Source organism: Pedobacter hartonius (assembly GCF_900107535.1).
Classification (GTDB): Bacteria; Bacteroidota; Bacteroidia; order Sphingobacteriales; family Sphingobacteriaceae; genus Pedobacter; species Pedobacter hartonius.
On the sequence record NZ_FNRA01000003.1, the window covers coordinates 277,303 to 294,525 of the forward strand.

Consider the following 17,223-nt stretch of genomic DNA (forward strand, 5'->3'; position numbering starts at 1 on the left):
ATGAAAAGATTAATATACATCGTACCATTTTTTATACTTCTGGGCTCTTGCAAAAAGTTCCTGGAAACCCAGCCCCAGCAACAGGTAGATCAGTCGGAGGCCATTACAAACGCCAGTTCGGCAGGAACAGCCGTTAATGGTATGTTCAATGTGCTGGCCAGCAATGATTATTACGGATCAAACTTCCCTGCCCTCTCCTATTTATCGGCAGGTGATATCCAATGGACAGGCTCCCAGTCTGCACCAAGTGAAATCAACAAACACCTTACCTCTGCGACAAATACCAATGTAGGCTCGGCATGGACTGCCATCTATAAAACGATATCTTCTGCCAATTACATCATTGCTACTGTTCCTGGAATAAACGATCCCCTGTTTACTACAGCCACAAGAAACCAGTACCTTGGCGAAGCCTATTTTGTACGGGCACTGGCCTATTTCGATCTTGCACGTGGCTGGGGAGGCGCGCAGCTGATCCTTACTCCTACCATTACGGCATCAGACAATAAAGATATCAGGAGAAGCACCCAGGCAGAGACGTATGCACAGGTACTGAAAGACCTGGATGCTGCAGAGCCGCTGGTTCCAACAGCGCTAAACCGCAATCGGGTAACACAAAAAACTGTATGGGCATTAAAGGCAAGATTTTACCTTTACCTGCAGCAATGGGCACAGGCTGAACAATACGCAACACAGGTGATTACTACAGCAGATTATTCCCTGTTAAAACCTTACAGTGCATTTTTTGCGAATAGCGCTGTCAGCACCAGTGAGTCAGTCTTTGAACTTGCCTATACCGTATCCAATACGAATAACCATAGCAACTGGTGGCTGCCGCCTGCCCTGGGCGGACGCCGTGAGTGGGCCCCGTCTGATGTTCTGGTAGGCTTACTCAACAATCCCCTGGTGGGCGGAGGCAGAAGCGCATTAATTGCGCAGACAGCCCCTCCGGGCAACTTATGGTACGGCAAGTTATACTACCGTACACCACTCGGAACCGATCCTGCCTATATTATCCGCACAGCAGAGCTTTACCTGATCCGTTCCGAAGCAAGGGCGCAACAGGGCAACCTTACCGGTGCTTTGGCAGATCTGAATGCTGTACGTGACCGTGCAGGTGTAACAGCCAGTACAGCAGCTACACTTCCCGATATCTTGCTGGCACTCGAAAACGAACGTCGGGTAGAGTTCCCTTTTGAGGCCGACCGCTGGTTTAACCTGGTCAGGACAGACAGGGCGCAAACCCTGTTGTCACTTCCTGATAAACACCTGTACCTGTTCCCTATCCCGTATAGCGAGACACTCGTAGATCCAAATCTGGCCGGAGCCAACAGAAACCCAGGTTATTAACCTCAATATATCATTCCATTAAAAAGGAAAAGCAGCGGGAAATCGTTGCTTTTCCTTTTTAATGGAAGAGCTTATCCTACTGAGAGTAACTTAAAAAATGACTAAAAGCGATGGGCTGAGACCCTATAAAGGCCATACCAAAATCTGTTGATCAAAAGGATAATTTGATCAGTGCACAGGAGAGAAGTTAACCGGGGATCACGATCCCCGGTTACTGGAATAATTTGTTTTTATTAAGCTAGTTTTACGTTTACCGCATTCAGGCCTTTTTTGCCTTCCTGCTCATCGAATACTACTTCGTCATTTTCGCGGATCTCGTCAATCAGACCAGAAACATGAACAAAAATCTCTTTTCCGTTTTCGTCTTTAATAAAGCCAAAGCCTTTTTCACTGTTAAAAAATTTTACTGTACCGTTTTTCATTGTAAATACTGTTTTTTGATGGTAATAAAACCTGCATTTGATTCCTCGCTTTATGAGCGCTGATTTGACGCAGTTTTCATTTGTAATAAATTGTTTAAATAATCAGCTCAATATAGTTATTAAAGTTGTTTCACCAAACGTTAATTCATGTGAAATTTCGGATATCACTGGGAGATTACAATTCTTACACTTTTGTGTGGGATAAATTTGGCTTTTCAGGCTGTGATATGTTTTTTTCCTTACTGTGATTGTATTGCAGCAATTGGAATTTCAGTGCCTTATTCCAAAGAATACTATACTGTTGACTTCTATGATCCTGATGGACAGATAATCGAAGTAGCGCACACGCCATATGCCGGTCTAAGTTAAGTCAATGGTCATTACCCTGCCAAGGCAAGGTGTTTCATTAATTAAATTCTACACCACCACAGGATCCCATGTTGACCGTTTCGACGGATCTTCCATTTGAACTCCCCAGTCATACATTGCCTCAAATTCAGCAGTTTCCGGTTAATGCACATGGCAATGATTATTATAAATTGGGCTTCGATGAAGAATGTCTTTCGCGTTTACCAAGGCAATATCCATTTCTGATAGTTTATACCAAATTGTTAAACATTTTTCGGGGCGTTCACCAAAAGAATTTATAATCAGCCGCCTGATACTGGAAGCCAGACGCCGCATTTATTATGGAGAGCAAACTACTGTCAAGGAACTGGCTTTTGAGCTGGGCTTCAATTATCCTGACTACTTCTGCCGGCTGGCCGGCTATATCATGGGATCATCATCTGAACCGCTTCAGAATCCCTGGCATCTTCATGCAGATGGTTCACTAGCCCGTCATCTCGGCTTCCGACCAACAGTGAGGACGGTATACCAGGCCGTGCAGGAGAACCTGCTCTGATGCTATTTTGAAAGTCAATACCGGAAAACAATGCTCTGCTACGGCTAAATAGAAACACATCTGCAGGTAGCAGAGCAACTTTAAATTAACGCCTTAAAGGGACATTTGTCCCACCAATATTCTGTCAAATGTCTTTGTAACGAAGGACAAAAGAACCTCACCTTTGAAGTGTACTAATTACTTAGACATGAAATTAAAAGATAAAGTAACTGTTATTACCAGTGATAATAGCAGAATAGGGTTTGGTATTGCTGAGGCTTTTAAAAGCAGGAACGTGATGTATTTGTGTTGGACGGAGTCGTGTTCAAACATCTGTAAAAAAGATACTTAATCAAGTTTATATAAACCTTCAAAATAAAATAGAAGAGTTATGTAAATCGGGTAATGCATAAAAATGGACTTGTGAGGGTACGAAAGATATTAAGATTATCATTAATTTTATTTGGAACGATCGGTTTATTATAATACCTTTGTTGCATAGCCTTTATTAATCAGCACCATCAATACCTAATATTTTTTACCCTATAAAAGAACGATAGGTTTAAATTAAACATCTAATTAACAAAATAATAAGTAAAAAAATGAAAGGATTAACAAATAAAGTAGTATTCATTACTGGCGGAAGTCGCGGTATTGGCGCAGCTATCGCAAACAGATTTGCTGCTGCAGGTTCAACTGTAATTTTCACCTACGCTAAATCCAGCCATCGTGCCATGGAACAGGAAGAAAAATTAAAATCTTTTGGGGTTAAAGCTATGGCTATCCAGGTAGACAGTGCTGATTCGGTAGCACTGCAAACTGCTATATCAAATACGATCGATCAGTTTGGCCCTATAGACATCCTGGTTAACAATGCTGGGATCTACCCGTCCGGCGATTTCGCAGATATTACTTTGGAGGCCTTTGATGAAGTCATGAACATCAATGTGAAAGCTGTGTTTACGGCCAGCCATGCTGTGGTTAAAAAGATGGCAGAGGGTGGAAGAATCATCTCTATAGGAAGTAATCTGGCAGACATTACCGTGTCTGATGATAGCATACTTTATTCTATGAGTAAATCTGCATTGCAAGGTTTTACAAAAGGTTTAGCCAGGGCAATGGGCCCTAAAAAGATCACCGTTAACCTTGTGCAGCCGGGCCCTATTGACACAGAGATGAATCCCTCTGATACACCATGGGCAGATTTTTTACGGAGCAGAATGGCCCTTCCTGAATATGGAACTGGTGATGATATTGCAGGTTTGGTCGTTTTTCTGGCAAGCAGTGAAGGAAAATATATAACCGGTACTACCTTAACAATAGACGGGGGAATGAATGCGTAACCTTTTTTTATTCAATAACGGAACGACCGATTTAATATAAGATATATGAAGAATAAAATAGCCTATATCGGCTGCATCAGCTTAATTGGTGTGATTAGCACAGAATTTGGCGTTATCGGGATACTTCCCCAAATTGCCGGTTATTATCATATCACTATTGACAAAGCTGGTGTATTACTGAGTGCCTTCGCTATGGTTGCGGCTATTGCAGGGCCGTTTCTCACCATACTGACTTCTGGTATAAACAGGAAGAAGCTAATGGCAATCAGTATGACAATATTTTTAATTACCGGAGTGGTCTCCTCTTTGTCTCCCCCATTCTGGCTATTACTGCTGGTACGGCTTTTACCCGCATTTTTGCACCCTGCCCTGGTTTCTGCGGCCGTCGGTGCAGCTACAGTAGCTGCAGATAAGAAAGATGCACATAAAATGATGGCAATTGTAATTGGTGGCGTAGGTATAGCTACCATCACAACTGTACCTTTTGCCACCTATATTGCCAGTGTATTTAATAGCTGGCAGGCATCATTCATGGTACAAACAGTTATCAGTTCAATTGCCATTTCAGCCATATGGTTAGGCCTTCCATCAATGCCGGTAGAGGAAGAGAAATCGTACAGCACACAACTAAAAATATTAACCAAGCCATTATTTATTGCCAGCGCTACCTTTACCTTCTTAATGAATGGTACCATGTTTACTACCTACAGTTATTTTGCAGATTATTTAGGCAAAATCAATGGAATGGACCCTAAAACAATTAGTGCAATGCTCCTGCTATTCGGAATAACAGGCGTGTTGGGCAACTTTGCAGCCGGCAAAATGCTCAGTAAAAATATCACCATCACCACCGCCAGTTTCCTTATAGGATTAACATTAATTTCTATTCCTATTTATTATTCCGGTTCGATGTCTCCCTGGGTGATTGTACTCATTGCCATCTGGGGATTCTTTCACACCCCTTGCTTTTTGACGGGGCAGGCATATATGATAGAAACTGCGCCCGAAGCGCCCGAATTTGCCAATAGTATTTCTATCTCTTTTGGAAATCTGGGTATCTCTCTCGGAACAGCGATCAGCGGATTATCCATCGCAGGTAATGGCCTGCATAGTGCACCATGGGTCATGTTATCATTTGGCATTCTGGCGCTGATTACCCTCAGCATTAAGGAAATTATGGAAAAGAAATTTAGAGCAAAACAAAAAGCCGTCAATCAATATTAATACAAACATATGTCAGCAACTCATTTAGACCAAAGAAAAATCGATTATCTGAGAAACATTCCTGATCTGCTTCCTGTGAGAAGGGAACATTATGAAAACTGGTCCATCAAGGTGATCAACCGGGAGGAAATCGTATGCAAAAACTATTTGTCACCCAACCGGCGCGACTTTTATAAAATAATCTTTATCAATGAAGGTAAAGGAATTTTCACCTTAGGACTAAATACCTATCATATTGATCAGCCAACTATCTTGTTTGTTCATCCCAATGAAATTATTTCATGGAAGAATCTTGGCTTAAAATCAGCTTCAACCGGGTACTTCTGCATTTTTAAAAGAAGTTTTACTGATAAAAATGTAATTCTTAAGTCTGCTATAGAGAAATACGAGCTCTTTAGCCCTACAGCGAAAAGCGTAATTCAATTGCCAAAAGAAACCATCATCACGATTACCCAAATTTTTAAAAAGATGCACCGGGAAGAACAGGCTTCCGGCCCTTTTATGGAAGATGCTCTACAGTTATATCTTCAACTAATTATGGTAGAAAGCTGCAAGGCAGGGCATCATCAAAAGGCAGTTACCGGCACAAACGATTATAAACAGGTGCATGATTTTTTCCATTTGCTGGAACAAGAAACCTCAGGAATCAATTATGAAAATCCAATCCGAATGAAAACCGCCAAAGAATTTGCCGGTCACCTGGCCATACACCCCAATCATCTGAATGCTTTATTAAAAAAACAGACGGGTCAAAACGTCAGTACACACATCAAAAACCGATTACTGGAAGAAGGCAAAATCTTGCTATTGCAGACCGACTGGCCATTGCAGCAGATCGGATATGCTATCGGATTTGCAGAACAGCCAAATTTCAGCCATTTCTTCAAAAAAAACATCGGCATCACACCGATTGAATTCCGAAAAAGTCAGGGGCTGTGATATGCATAAAAACCAATCGCCCTGACTATAGGCACATCCTTACTTTTGATGATGCTATGGTGCGGACAACTGATATTCATCCTTCCAATGCACTATCTCATTGTTGTACAAGGCCTGATTTGCAGAGTGAACACATATAGCCGTTTTGGCCCCGGTATATATGTTTGAGTCTGGCAGCAATCCTGAACCTATCTTGTCATAGAAATCATTTAAGGCATACCAGGTTCCATCTTTAGTTGCATCGGGTAGTATGGGTGTTCCGCCGTCCTTATCCCAGGTAATCTTAGTTGCGCCCGTTACACCGTCTACTGTACCTTTGTCCTTCAGCAAACCCTTTTCAGGATAAAACATTCCCCTGTCCATCAGTAAAGACACAGTTCCTTTGGTTCCCTTAATTTTGAAGAGGTAACCATCGCGGCTGTTGCCACAGGTGGCACCAAAATTTCCTACCATGTTCTGCTCAGGATAGCGCAGCATCAATTGTACGTTATCATATGTTTCGCGGCCGTCCTTAAACACATCAATTCCCCCTGTTGCCATAAAATCAGAGGGATGGGTGTCAAAAGCCCAGTTGATGAAATCAATCTGGTGCGATAATAATTCAGCGATCAGGCCACCCGAATATTCTTTATACATACGCCAGTTGATCTGCCTTTCGAGCGAAGCATCAGGCACTGGCCGGCGCCAGTTGGCATTGCGATCCCAGCGGCAGTCCACCTGGCTTACTTTGCCCAGATACCCTTTGCTGATCATTTCTTTTACCCTGAAATAAAGCGGCGAATACCGGTATTGATGCCCCACCTGTACTACCTGTTTAGGCCTGCTCTTTACTAATTTCACCAGATCCAGTGCCTGCTGAATAGTATAGGTCATTGTTTTTTCCAGGTACAGGTGTTTGTCAGCTTTTAAAACATCAACTGCTATCGGATAGTGCATATTTAGCGGCACGGCAACTACTACAGCATCTACCTGCTGATTATCCAGCAATTGCCGGTGATCTTTATATTGCCTGCAGTTACCGTTTTTTACAAACTTACGGGCTTCATCCAGGCGCATATCCAGTACATCACATATGGCCACCACCTTAAACTTTTGCGGAAACTGGTCCATCATCCCGATAATTCCCTTCCCCCTGTCGCCACAGCCGATAACGCCGATATTAATCACCCGGCCGGCATTCGCTGCAAAAAGGTCTGCATGATTTAACCATAGTCCACCTGCTATCAGCCCGGTATTTTTAACGAAAGTTCTTCTTTTCATCTTTATCAATGTATATCGTAACCATTAAATCCTTTGGTAACCGTATCTGCCACTACCCCATCATCCTTTTTGTAGATGATATAAGCAGCAATATCTGTTCTTTTCTCCAGAAAGCGGATTGTGTTTTTCAAGCCCATCACCATAAAGCCATTGTCATATCCATCGGCAGTAATGCCATCTTTTGCCCAAACGGTAACACTGATCATCTCATTCATTGCGGGATAACCTGTTCTGGCATTCATAATATGTGATATTTGTTTGCCATTGGCCTCCAAATGTTTACGGTAATTTCCTGAGGTGGTTACAGCACCATCATCCGGGGTAATTACTTTTCTTAAAGGAGCAGGCAGGATGTCATTTCCGTCAATGGCTTCGATACCTATCTTAAACCGCTCGCCATCGGGTTTATGCCCTTTTATGCGCAATTCTCCGCCAATCTCAACCAGGTAGTTACAGATATGATGATGCTCAAGCAAAGCAGCAAGCAGATCAGCAGTATACCCCTGGGCTATACCATTGAGATCTACTTGTACACCTGCAAACTTTTTATGCAGAAAATTACCCTGCAACCATATTTTACCGGGCCCAACGTTTTTCAAAATGCTTTTTATCAATTCTGGCCCCGGAGCTGCAGCAGGCTTTTTAACACCAAAGCCCCAGGCATCTACCAAAGACTTTACGGTAACATCTACCGCGCCGCCTGTAGCACGGTTGATCTCAATGGCTTTACTGATCAGTACACGAAAAGGTTCATCTATGGTAATCCCTTTGTCTGACCGGTTGAACCTGCAAATAAGCGATGTAGGCAAATACAATGATACCGAGCTGTCTAAACGGTTAAGTAAACTATCGGTTTGCCCAAGGCTGACTATGCTATCTGGAGCGTAATATATAATTTTATATGTAGTGCCCTGTGCATCACCGCTGATCTCAATTTTTCTATCCGCAGCAAGGGGCACTTTCCATCCTGAACTTATGACCAACAGGAACATAACCAAAGCCGGAACCATAAATTTTACTGCATTATTACCACTCATTGTTTAATATCAGAAATTTCCGTTTGTGGCATCCACAGACATCTTGTTTACTCAACTACAGTGCTACAACCGCGTTCATACCAGGAGTAAATATATGGTTTATCATGGCTACTGTAAACTATTGAACGCTGCACATTTTGTTCAATATTTTGTTGATTCGTCTCAATGAGCAAGCTTTTAGCTGCTTAAGCGGGTATAACTGCCTGGATACATACGTCAGAATTAAAACGGATTTTGAAGGTAAAAAAGAAAGCTGCTAACAAGCTGTTTATTAATATATTTGAATCTAACTAATTATGAACCTTTTCTTTCGGACGATCCTGCTTTCAGTATTGATGGCTGGCATGGTATTTACCTGCCAGGGGCAACCCTATTATTTCAGGCATTACCAGGTTGATGATGGCCTGGCGCACAATTCAGTTACCTCCATACTGCAGGACAGTAAAGGGCTGATGTGGATCGGGACCCGTGGAGGGCTCTGCTCTTTTGACGGCTATACATTTAAAACTTTAAAAAATACAAAAAACGCACTTGGCGATATCGGCAACAATGTGATTACCACTATTAAGGAAGATCAAAAAGGAATATTGTGGATAGGTACAGGAACAGGTATTTTCAGGTACGACCCTTACAAAGAATCACTTACTCTTTTAAAAGGCGCTCCGCAATCCTATATCAGGGGCCTGTTGATAGACGCCGAAGATAATTTATGGTTCCTGTCCGATTACTCCCTGTACCAGTACAAACAGCGGCAAAATAAAATTGAGGTGCTCAACCTATCCGGCAACTGCGTGGCAATCGACCAGCATAAGAACATCTGGGTTGGCGATAATGAGGGAGTGGCAAGTGTATACTCTCCCCTGACCAAATCTGTTAAAACCATCCGCATTATTGATAAAAGCATACCGGCAAAACTGAGGTCTATCAATACCTTGTTCCCCTTGCAGGATGATAAAGTGTTAGTGGGCTGTTTTACACAGGGATTAAAAATATATCATACCAAAACAGGCCAGACCCAATCCATACAGCTGAGCGGCAGGAAAGACACAAATATTTACGTACGGGATATTACCGCTACCGGCAAACAGGAATACTGGGTGGCTACCGAATCGGGTATTTATATTTACAACCTGAAAACAAACACCAGCCGCAACCTGCGTAAAAGTGCAGCTGATCCTTATTCGATTGCTGACAATGCCGTTTATACTGCATATAAAGACAATCAGGGCGGCATATGGGCAGGAACTTTTTTTGGCGGCTTAAGCTATTATTCAAAAGAGAATGCAAGATTTGAAAAATACTATCCCCAGCCGGGTGTTAACTCTATTTCCGGCAATGCCGTCCGCGAGATATGCCCTGATGGTAAAGGAAACTTATGGATCGGGACTGAGGATGCGGGTATCAACAAATTAAACCTCCAAACCGGCAGGTTCACTAACTACAGCGCCGAAGGAAAAAAAACCGACGTGTCTTATTCAAATATACACGGGTTGCTGTCAGTGGGCAATCAGTTATTCATTGGCCCCTTTTTCCACGGCCTGGAAATCATGGATACCCGCACAGGGAAAATTACAGACCGTTTTAAATTTATTCGTAACAAGGAGGACAACTATGCGAGTGATTTTATACTGTCAATGTATCTTACAAAGGATAGTACCCTACTGATAGGTACTGCTTATAATGACTCCGGATTATTTACCTATGACAGCAAACACAAGAGCTTTAGCCGCATCAAACAAATCCCTTATGGTTCTTATGTGTTCCATATCCGGGAAGATGACAAAGGCAATATCTGGACGGGCAGCGTATCCCGGGGGGCGTTTTACTATAACCCAAAAACAGGGCGCAGCGGCAATATACACTTTGCCGGCAAAGTAAAAGGCGCCTATGTGAATGAAGCCGCTGTACGTTATATTCTGCAGGACAGCAACCATAACATGTGGTTCGCTACCGGGGGAAGCGGTCTGATGAAATTAAGCCCGGACCATAAAACCATTAAGAAATTCACTACAGAAAATGGCCTGCCCAGCAATATCATATTTTGTATGCTGGAAGACAATTCCAAACACCTGTGGGTAAGCACCCTCCGGGGGCTGATCTGCCTTGATCTGCAAACCGAAAAATTTAAGACCTATACCCGGTCCAACGGACTGATCACAGATCAGTTCAACTATAACTCGGCCTATAAAGATGCCAATGGAAAAATGTATTTCGGGTCAGTCAAAGGAATGATAGCCTTTGATCCGGCCAGCTTTTCCCATCAAGAGCCACGCCCGCCGACCTATATTACCGGATTTCAGATCAACGACAGGGAAATTGTACCTAATGACAAAACCGGCACACTTAGTAAATCTATTTTGTATACGGATACGATTGTTCTTTCCCACGATCAGGGTAATTTCAGTATACAGTTTTCTGCATTAAATTACTCGTCGCCCCAGGTCACACGCTATAAATACCTGATGAAGGGGCTGAATAAACAATGGACCTATCTCAACAGCAACCGTAAAGCCTATTTTACAGATCTGTCTGCCGGCGAATATACTTTCCTGGTGCAGGCAGAAAGCAATGTAGGTAGCTGGACGGGAAAAGAACGCAGCCTGTTCATCAGGGTTTTGCCCCCTTTCTGGAAAAATAACGTTGCTTATTTTATTTACCTGTTCAGCTTCAGCATCAGCCTTTACCTGTCGGTCCGTTATTATCATCAATACCTGGAACGCAAAAACCTGAACAGGTTGCAGTTATTTGAACATGAAAAAGAAAAGGAAATTTACCAGGCCAAAATAGAGTTTTTCACCAACATCGCACATGAGATACAAACTCCGCTAACACTTATTGTCGGGCCGGTTGAAATGCTGATTACAGAAGCCTTAGAACCATCAGTTGCCAGACAAAGCCTGCTGATGATCGAAAAAAACGCAAAACGCCTGGCCGATCTTACTGCACAGCTGCTGGATTTCCGTAAAACAGAAATGCATCAGTTCGGTCTCAGTTTTGTAAAAACCGACATGACCAGGTTACTCAGGGAGCAGATGGAAATATTTAAACAACAGGCCGGAAAAGCTGGTATAGACCTGAACTTTGATTCGACTGAGCCGCATGTTATTGCCTTTGTAGACAGGGAAGCTACGATAAAAATCTGCAGTAACCTGATTTCAAATGCCATAAAATACGCAGCTGCCAGTGTTACCGTCAGCATAGCCCAATTTAACCTAACAGACGAACAGTTTACCATCAGGTTTAGTAACGACGGCAAGGGCATACCCGAAGAATTTACCGAGAAAATATTTGAGCCCTTCTTCAGGCTCAAAGGAAATGGCAGCGCCGGAACAGGCATTGGTCTTTCGCTGGCCAGATCGCTGACCGAATTGCATAATGGTTCGCTGAGGTTAGCAAGAAACAACAGTGACATCACCGTTTTTGAATTACGTTTACCCGTACACCAGAGATTTGAATTTAAATTAAGCACATGGAAAAAGATAAAAACAGGTCAGACACCATATTGATCATTGATGATAACGAAGATATCCTTGAGTTTTTAACACAGGTGCTCGGCGATAGCTATACCCTGCATCTGGCGCTTAACGGCGAAATTGCGCAAAACATCCTGTCTGAAGAGATCATCAGCCTTGTGATATCAGATATCATGATGCCAGACATTGATGGCTTTGAACTCTGCCGGATATTAAAGGAAAACGTTGATTATTGCCATATACCCATCATCTTACTGACCTCAAAAAACACCTTCAGCGCTCAGATTGAAGGTTTGGAAGTGGGTGCGGATGCGTATATCCAAAAACCTTTTTCGCCGTATTTGTTGCGGCACCAGATAGCGAACCTGCTTAAAAACCGTTTAAAAATAAAGGATCATTTTGCAAGTTCGCCATTTGAGGACGTTAGGGTAATGGCGCACTCAAAAACAGATGAAAACTTTCTGAAAAGGCTCGATGAATATATCCGCATCAACCTCAAAGAGCCGAACATGGATATTGACAAACTTTCCCAGCATATGAATATGAGTCGCCCTACCTTCTATCGGAAGATAAAATCTCTTTCTTCACTGTCACCAAAAGAACTTATCGATATCACACGTCTTAAAAAGGCGGCTAAGCTCATTGCACAGAATGAGTTCACCTTATTTGAGATCGCCCGGATGGTTGGATACAGTTCACAAAGCCTTTTCACCCGTAACTTTCAGAAGTATTTTAAGGTTACCCCCGTAGAGTATATCAACACGCTGCGCAGTCAATCACCTACAGATGAACTTAAAGTGTTTTGATTTTGATATTACGGTAACTTACTTCATTGCCATGGTCCTGCAGCAGGATGTGCCCCTTATCGGCTTCACCAAAATCTTTCCAGACTTTGTGCTTGCTCATTTTTACCAGTTCACGGTACTCAGGTGATTTGCGCTCATATTCCAGTACCTTTACCCCATTTAACCAATGTTCTACATGGTTATTAGGGTAAACGATCACCTTGCCGGTATTCCACTCGCCAATGGGTTTTACAGCACCGGCTTTGTTTGATGTTTTCAGGTCGTATAGTGAAGCCAGTGTGCGGTTGCCGTCACGGCCGAGTTTGGCATCAGGATGTACATCGTCGTCAAGTACCTGATATTCGAGCCCTATAGCCGATGCACCTGAATTTTCTTTCAGTGTAACAAAGTACTTCACACCGCTATTGGCACCCCTGGTCAGTTTAAAATCAAAGCTCAGTTCAAAAGCACCATATTCGGCAACGGTTACAATATCACCGGCATTTTGTGATTCTGCCCCATTGGAAGACTGTATAGTCAATACGCCGTCCTTTATTACCCAGCCATTTGCTGCGGTTGGGAAAGTATCCGCCCTGGCACTGCGCCAGCCTTTACTGGTCTTGCCGTCAAACAGTAATTTCCATCCTTCTTTTTTTTCTTTAGGGCTCAGCGAATTCAGCTGCGCATTTGCAGCAGTGCTCATTACCAGTAACATGAGGGCAAAAATTGATACTTTATATAACTTTTCTAAATTCATAATAAGGTTTTGTTCTTTAATGATCATACTATTTTTTGGCAAAATTGCCGGCAAGCGTATTCAGTTGAGCCGCGTTTGGCGTCTCCGCCCCGTTACTGATGACCACCCGGTACCTAAAGGTAACAGATTCACCTTTTTTTAAGGTCAGATTTTTAGCCGAAGCGCCATTGGTAAATATCTTTTCGCCCAGCGGGTTCGCCGCAAAAAGTCCGTAACCTCTTGCATGCCAGAAAGTAGGGTAATTAGGATTAAGCGGATGATCGATCATAGCAATGCTCACCGAATCGGTACCCATTTTGCCATACACCTTACACCAGGTACCCCGTGTGCTCCACACCGCGTCACCCGTTTTGCCCTCGCTGCTCAGGTAGTTGCCTGTAGGTATTTTATCTGCGCCTCCTTTTACAGTAGTTACATTACCCTTACTATCGGTAAATTTTTCATCCTTACTATTGGGCATCTGTAATTCATGCGCCAGCCGCAAACCCAGCATGCCATCTTTTGCATCGGTAAAAACTGCTTCCTGAGCTGCTTTTAATGTAGTTACCCTGTCAATTATGCGCTGGGTAGCATTACCGCTGAATTCCAGGCAGGTGTTCTCTTCCAGTATAATTTCCTTTGCCTGATTGGTCCAGTTGGCATGATAGGCCAATATTCCCTTCTTCCCCTCCTTAAGATCAGTGATCCTGTCGGTACGGATCCATCCGTATTGTGCTTTCTTAGCAGCAGCTATGGCGTAAGAGTTATTCCAGAAATCCAGGCCGTTCAGATTTTCAAAGTTAAACCACAGGCCTATGTGATGAGGATGGTCTGTGGGATCACCTGTTTTGGGATCAAGTGGAAAGCCGCGGGTAACCACAGTGCCCCCGGCGGTGGTCAGCGGATAGAGCACAGGCTTTTCCAGAGTATCCGGAAACATGAACGTGCTGAACAGTTTACCGCCGATCAGTACATTCACTTTTTTCTGATTATCATATTTTTTGAAAGTCACTGTTGCTTCCTGGGCTACAGCGGATGAAGAAAATGCGGCCGCTAATGCCACACAACTTAATAGTTTCAGTTTGATCATCATTATCAGTATTTAAAGATCTTACCATTGGCCATTACTTCCTGAGTTTTTTCATCAAAGGTGGCCTTTGCGCCGGTATGCGCGGCAGCGGTGGTCATGATGTTGGCAATACTATGGCTGTAGCCTGCTTCAACCGGTGCATTTGGCTGTTTGCGGCTGCGTATACATTCCATCCAGTTACGGATGTGATTAGAGGTAAGCTGATCGCCGCCGGTATTGGCCGATGCCACCACCTGTTCAGAATTGTCAAGGCTGATTTCGGGCAGCAGATTGGCTTTCATATTCATCGCTGCGGCCATCTTTTCGGTTAAACCGCCTTTCGGCGATATTTTGTTTGTGATCAGGTTCAGCTCGCCACCATTGGAGTAATAGATTTCGGCAGGATGTTCATCGCCATTGTGCATACGTGAACCAAATGTCACCTGGAATCCCTGCGACAGGTCATCCAGCGGCCCGTAATCGAAAGCGGCCAGAATAGTATCCCAGTTACGGCGGCCGTCTTTCCATTGGTAAATGCCTCCGTTAGCCACCACACTACGCGGGTGTTTTAAGCCTGTAAACCAATGTACGGTATCAATCTGATGGCTCATCCACTGGCCAGGCAAGCCAGATGAATATGGCCAGAACAGGCGGTACTCCAGGTATATCCGCGGATCAAACTTTTCATAGGGGCGGTTGCCAAGGAAACGCTTCCAGTCTGTATCCTGCTCTTTTAAAACATTCAGCAGCTCGGGGCGGCGCCAGCGGCCGGGCTGATTCACGTTCCAGGTCAATTCTACCATGGTCACGGGCCCGAACTTACCGGATTTAATAAACTCGTAAGCGGCATGGTAATTCGTGCCGCTCCGGCGCTGTGAGCCGATCTGTACAATTTTTCCTGACTCCCTGACAGCTTTCAGCGCAGCTTTATTGTCTTCCATTGTTTCGGCAAAAGGCTTTTCAACATAGGCGTCACAGCCTGCCCGTACTGCCTCTATCGTGTGGGAGGCATGCTGAAAATCTGCGGTACCTATAAACACAGCGTCTACGCTTTTGCTATTGTAAAGTTCTTCGTTGTTACGGTAGGACTTTACATCGTTCTGCATCTTTTCTTTCCACATAGCGGCACCTTCTTCCCGACGCTTCTTCCAGATGTCAGACACGGCCACAATTTCAAAATTCAGTTCTTTGTAATGGTTCATGAAACAAGGCATATGTGAACTGCGGTGCCTGTCTGAAAAACCAACAACACCTACCTGTACACGGTCATTTGCGCCAATGATACGCTTATAACTTTTGGCACTCCAGCTGGTTTTTGGAAGCATTACACTCAGTCCGGCTATGGATGCCTGCCTGATGAAAGTACGACGAGAATTCTCCATCTTTATAAAAGGTTAAATATTTTTACAGGATAATTTGGTTATACGCCTTTGAAGCGCTTTCTTAAATATCGGCAATATTATATACATAACGGTATATGATACAGCATTTTTACAACTCATTTTTACCCTCCCGCTAATTTTTTTCATCACATTTATATTCAATTATATTACGGGATCAGTACTCAGGGATCAACTGCCCGAGGGGATGGGTAACTGAACGCCTTCCCTTACAGGTATACCGAAGTTTGGCGTACCATCCGTATTCCAGGTAAACTTCTGCATACGGGGAGAGCGTTTACCGCCGCAACCGCAGCCCGGGGCAGGATTGGCGTGATACAGAATCCAGTCTTCCTTACCATCAGGCGATTGGAAGAAACTGTTATGTCCGGGAGCGTATACACTATTCTTTTCATTTTTTCTGAATACTGGCTGCAGATGTTTTTTCCATGAGCCGGGCGCTAACAGATCGGCATTTGCCGACGCTGTTAACATACCCAATGCGTAATCATCCGTCCAGCAGCCGCTCGCTGAAAAGATCAGAAATAACTTATTGTTGTGTACCAGCACTTCAGGCCCTTCGTTCACATTCACATGCGGAGGGTTATTGGCATTATGCAGGTCGCCGTTCTTTTCCCAGTTAAATTGCGGCGAAGAGATCTTTACCCTTTTCCCGGTAATAGTATATGGGTTTTTCATTTTAGCGATATAGATGTTTTGCTGACCATTCCGGTCGCCCTCCCAGCCCGACCATATCATATACAATTGTCCTTTATGTGTAAACACAGAACCATCAATAGCCCATTTATTGGTGTCATCAGTGATCTGCCCCTTGAATACCCATTCGCCCTGCATAGGATCAGCCGAAGCATTCTCTATGACATACAGCCGGTGGTTATCATTTCTGCCATCGTCTGCGGCGAAATACATATACCATTTGTGCTGCAGAAAGTGTATCTCAGGCGCCCAGATCTCTTTGGAATAGGGTCCGGTTGAGGGGGGTGTCCAGACTGTTTTACTGGCTGCAGCTGACAAATCTGCAATGTTCCGCGTCTTACGTAAAGTAAGTGCATTACCCGATGTGCTGGTAAAATAGTAAAATCCGTCTTTATAAATTATCCAGGGATCGGCACCTGATGGCAATATCGGATTGGTGAATGTTGCCTTTTTCAGGCCCTGCGCAGTGGTGCATGCCGGTGATGAAGCAAGGACAAAGAGGCCAAGCAGCATCCCGGAAAATCTAAGCGGTATTTGGTTAAACAGAGACTTCATATAGCGTTGTCTGCCGGTGATTTTGTACATATATTCAATTTGGTAATTTTC

14 protein-coding genes are annotated in these 17,223 nt (G+C 43.7%); 7 read left to right on the forward strand and 7 right to left on the reverse strand.

Going from position 1 to position 17,223, the window contains the following annotated elements:
• Window positions 1-1,350: a RagB/SusD family nutrient uptake outer membrane protein gene (locus BLW16_RS07235; RefSeq protein ID WP_090555890.1), complete on the forward strand. Its 1,350-nt coding sequence runs from the start codon at window positions 1-3 to the stop codon at window positions 1,348-1,350.
• Window positions 1,351-1,583: 233 nt separating this feature from the next.
• Here BLW16_RS07235 and BLW16_RS07240 read toward each other — a convergent pair whose 3' ends face one another.
• Complete coding sequence (locus tag BLW16_RS07240) at window positions 1,584-1,772, reverse strand: cold-shock protein (protein WP_090555891.1); 189 nt, start codon at window positions 1,770-1,772, stop codon at window positions 1,584-1,586.
• 556 nt (window positions 1,773-2,328) lie between these two features.
• On the opposite strand from BLW16_RS07240, the gene BLW16_RS23195 reads away from it, so the two are divergent.
• From BLW16_RS23195 to BLW16_RS07265, 4 genes are all read left to right on the forward strand, one after another.
• Entirely contained in the window at window positions 2,329-2,676 is a 348-nt protein-coding gene (locus tag BLW16_RS23195) for a helix-turn-helix domain-containing protein (RefSeq protein ID WP_217631530.1), read from the forward strand.
• Window positions 2,677-3,257: 581 nt separating this feature from the next.
• Complete coding sequence (locus BLW16_RS07255; RefSeq protein ID WP_090555892.1) at window positions 3,258-3,998, forward strand: SDR family NAD(P)-dependent oxidoreductase; 741 nt, start codon at window positions 3,258-3,260, stop codon at window positions 3,996-3,998.
• A 45-nt stretch (window positions 3,999-4,043) separates the two neighbouring features.
• Window positions 4,044-5,222 (forward strand): MFS transporter, encoded by a 1,179-nt coding sequence (locus BLW16_RS07260; protein ID WP_090555893.1) that lies wholly within the window; start codon window positions 4,044-4,046, stop codon window positions 5,220-5,222.
• A 9-nt stretch (window positions 5,223-5,231) separates the two neighbouring features.
• Complete coding sequence (locus tag BLW16_RS07265) at window positions 5,232-6,161, forward strand: AraC family transcriptional regulator (RefSeq protein WP_090555894.1); 930 nt, start codon at window positions 5,232-5,234, stop codon at window positions 6,159-6,161.
• 54 nt (window positions 6,162-6,215) lie between these two features.
• Here the strand turns inward: BLW16_RS07265 and BLW16_RS07270 are convergent, their stop codons facing one another.
• Window positions 6,216-7,421 (reverse strand): Gfo/Idh/MocA family protein, encoded by a 1,206-nt coding sequence (locus tag BLW16_RS07270; RefSeq protein ID WP_090555895.1) that lies wholly within the window; start codon window positions 7,419-7,421, stop codon window positions 6,216-6,218.
• Window positions 7,422-7,426: 5 nt separating this feature from the next.
• Entirely contained in the window at window positions 7,427-8,458 is a 1,032-nt protein-coding gene (locus BLW16_RS07275; protein ID WP_217631531.1) for an FAD:protein FMN transferase, read from the reverse strand.
• Window positions 8,459-8,754: 296 nt separating this feature from the next.
• Here BLW16_RS07275 and BLW16_RS07280 point away from each other — a divergent pair, with 296 nt between their 5' ends.
• Together BLW16_RS07280 and BLW16_RS07285 are read left to right on the forward strand one after the other, a co-directional pair.
• Complete coding sequence (locus BLW16_RS07280) at window positions 8,755-11,964, forward strand: ligand-binding sensor domain-containing protein (RefSeq protein ID WP_090555896.1); 3,210 nt, start codon at window positions 8,755-8,757, stop codon at window positions 11,962-11,964.
• The gene (locus BLW16_RS07285; protein ID WP_090555897.1) at window positions 11,928-12,737 is read left to right on the forward strand and encodes a response regulator transcription factor; all 810 of its coding nucleotides are present in this window, start codon (window positions 11,928-11,930) and stop codon (window positions 12,735-12,737) included. Before BLW16_RS07280 ends, BLW16_RS07285 begins: the two co-directional genes overlap by 37 nt.
• On the opposite strand, the gene BLW16_RS07290 is transcribed toward BLW16_RS07285, so the two are convergent.
• The 4 genes from BLW16_RS07290 to BLW16_RS07305 all read right to left on the reverse strand — a co-directional run bounded on the left by BLW16_RS07290 (window position 12,724) and on the right by BLW16_RS07305 (window position 17,202).
• Window positions 12,724-13,473 carry a 3-keto-disaccharide hydrolase gene (locus tag BLW16_RS07290; RefSeq protein WP_317039942.1) on the reverse strand — a complete coding sequence of 250 codons (750 nt, stop codon included), beginning with the start codon at window positions 13,471-13,473 and terminating at the stop codon, window positions 12,724-12,726. The genes BLW16_RS07285 and BLW16_RS07290 overlap by 14 nt on opposite strands.
• A gap of 28 nt (window positions 13,474-13,501) precedes the next feature.
• Window positions 13,502-14,545 (reverse strand): DUF6807 domain-containing protein, encoded by a 1,044-nt coding sequence (locus BLW16_RS07295; protein ID WP_090555899.1) that lies wholly within the window; start codon window positions 14,543-14,545, stop codon window positions 13,502-13,504.
• Window positions 14,546-14,547: 2 nt separating this feature from the next.
• Window positions 14,548-15,903: a Gfo/Idh/MocA family protein gene (locus tag BLW16_RS07300; RefSeq protein WP_090555900.1), complete on the reverse strand. Its 1,356-nt coding sequence runs from the start codon at window positions 15,901-15,903 to the stop codon at window positions 14,548-14,550.
• Window positions 15,904-16,092: 189 nt separating this feature from the next.
• Window positions 16,093-17,202: a glycoside hydrolase family 43 protein gene (locus BLW16_RS07305; protein WP_245735164.1), complete on the reverse strand. Its 1,110-nt coding sequence runs from the start codon at window positions 17,200-17,202 to the stop codon at window positions 16,093-16,095.
• Window positions 17,203-17,223: the final 21 nt, after the last annotated feature.

Coding starts and splice junctions, on each gene's coding strand:
- BLW16_RS07270 (WP_090555895.1), bottom strand. CDS start 7,421: ATGAAAAGAAGAACTTTCGTTAAAAATACCGGGCTGATAGCAGGTGGA.
- BLW16_RS07300 (WP_090555900.1), bottom strand. CDS start 15,903: ATGGAGAATTCTCGTCGTACTTTCATCAGGCAGGCATCCATAGCCGGA.
- BLW16_RS07295 (WP_090555899.1), bottom strand. CDS start 14,545: ATGATGATCAAACTGAAACTATTAAGTTGTGTGGCATTAGCGGCCGCA.
- BLW16_RS07235 (WP_090555890.1), top strand. CDS start 1: ATGAAAAGATTAATATACATCGTACCATTTTTTATACTTCTGGGCTCT.
- BLW16_RS07265 (WP_090555894.1), top strand. CDS start 5,232: ATGTCAGCAACTCATTTAGACCAAAGAAAAATCGATTATCTGAGAAAC.
- BLW16_RS07240 (WP_090555891.1), bottom strand. CDS start 1,772: ATGAAAAACGGTACAGTAAAATTTTTTAACAGTGAAAAAGGCTTTGGC.
- BLW16_RS07280 (WP_090555896.1), top strand. CDS start 8,755: ATGAACCTTTTCTTTCGGACGATCCTGCTTTCAGTATTGATGGCTGGC.
- BLW16_RS07305 (WP_245735164.1), bottom strand. CDS start 17,202: ATGTACAAAATCACCGGCAGACAACGCTATATGAAGTCTCTGTTTAAC.
- BLW16_RS07290 (WP_317039942.1), bottom strand. CDS start 13,473: ATGAATTTAGAAAAGTTATATAAAGTATCAATTTTTGCCCTCATGTTA.
- BLW16_RS23195 (WP_217631530.1), top strand. CDS start 2,329: ATGTCTTTCGCGTTTACCAAGGCAATATCCATTTCTGATAGTTTATAC.
- BLW16_RS07255 (WP_090555892.1), top strand. CDS start 3,258: ATGAAAGGATTAACAAATAAAGTAGTATTCATTACTGGCGGAAGTCGC.
- BLW16_RS07260 (WP_090555893.1), top strand. CDS start 4,044: ATGAAGAATAAAATAGCCTATATCGGCTGCATCAGCTTAATTGGTGTG.
- BLW16_RS07275 (WP_217631531.1), bottom strand. CDS start 8,458: ATGAGTGGTAATAATGCAGTAAAATTTATGGTTCCGGCTTTGGTTATG.
- BLW16_RS07285 (WP_090555897.1), top strand. CDS start 11,928: ATGGAAAAAGATAAAAACAGGTCAGACACCATATTGATCATTGATGAT.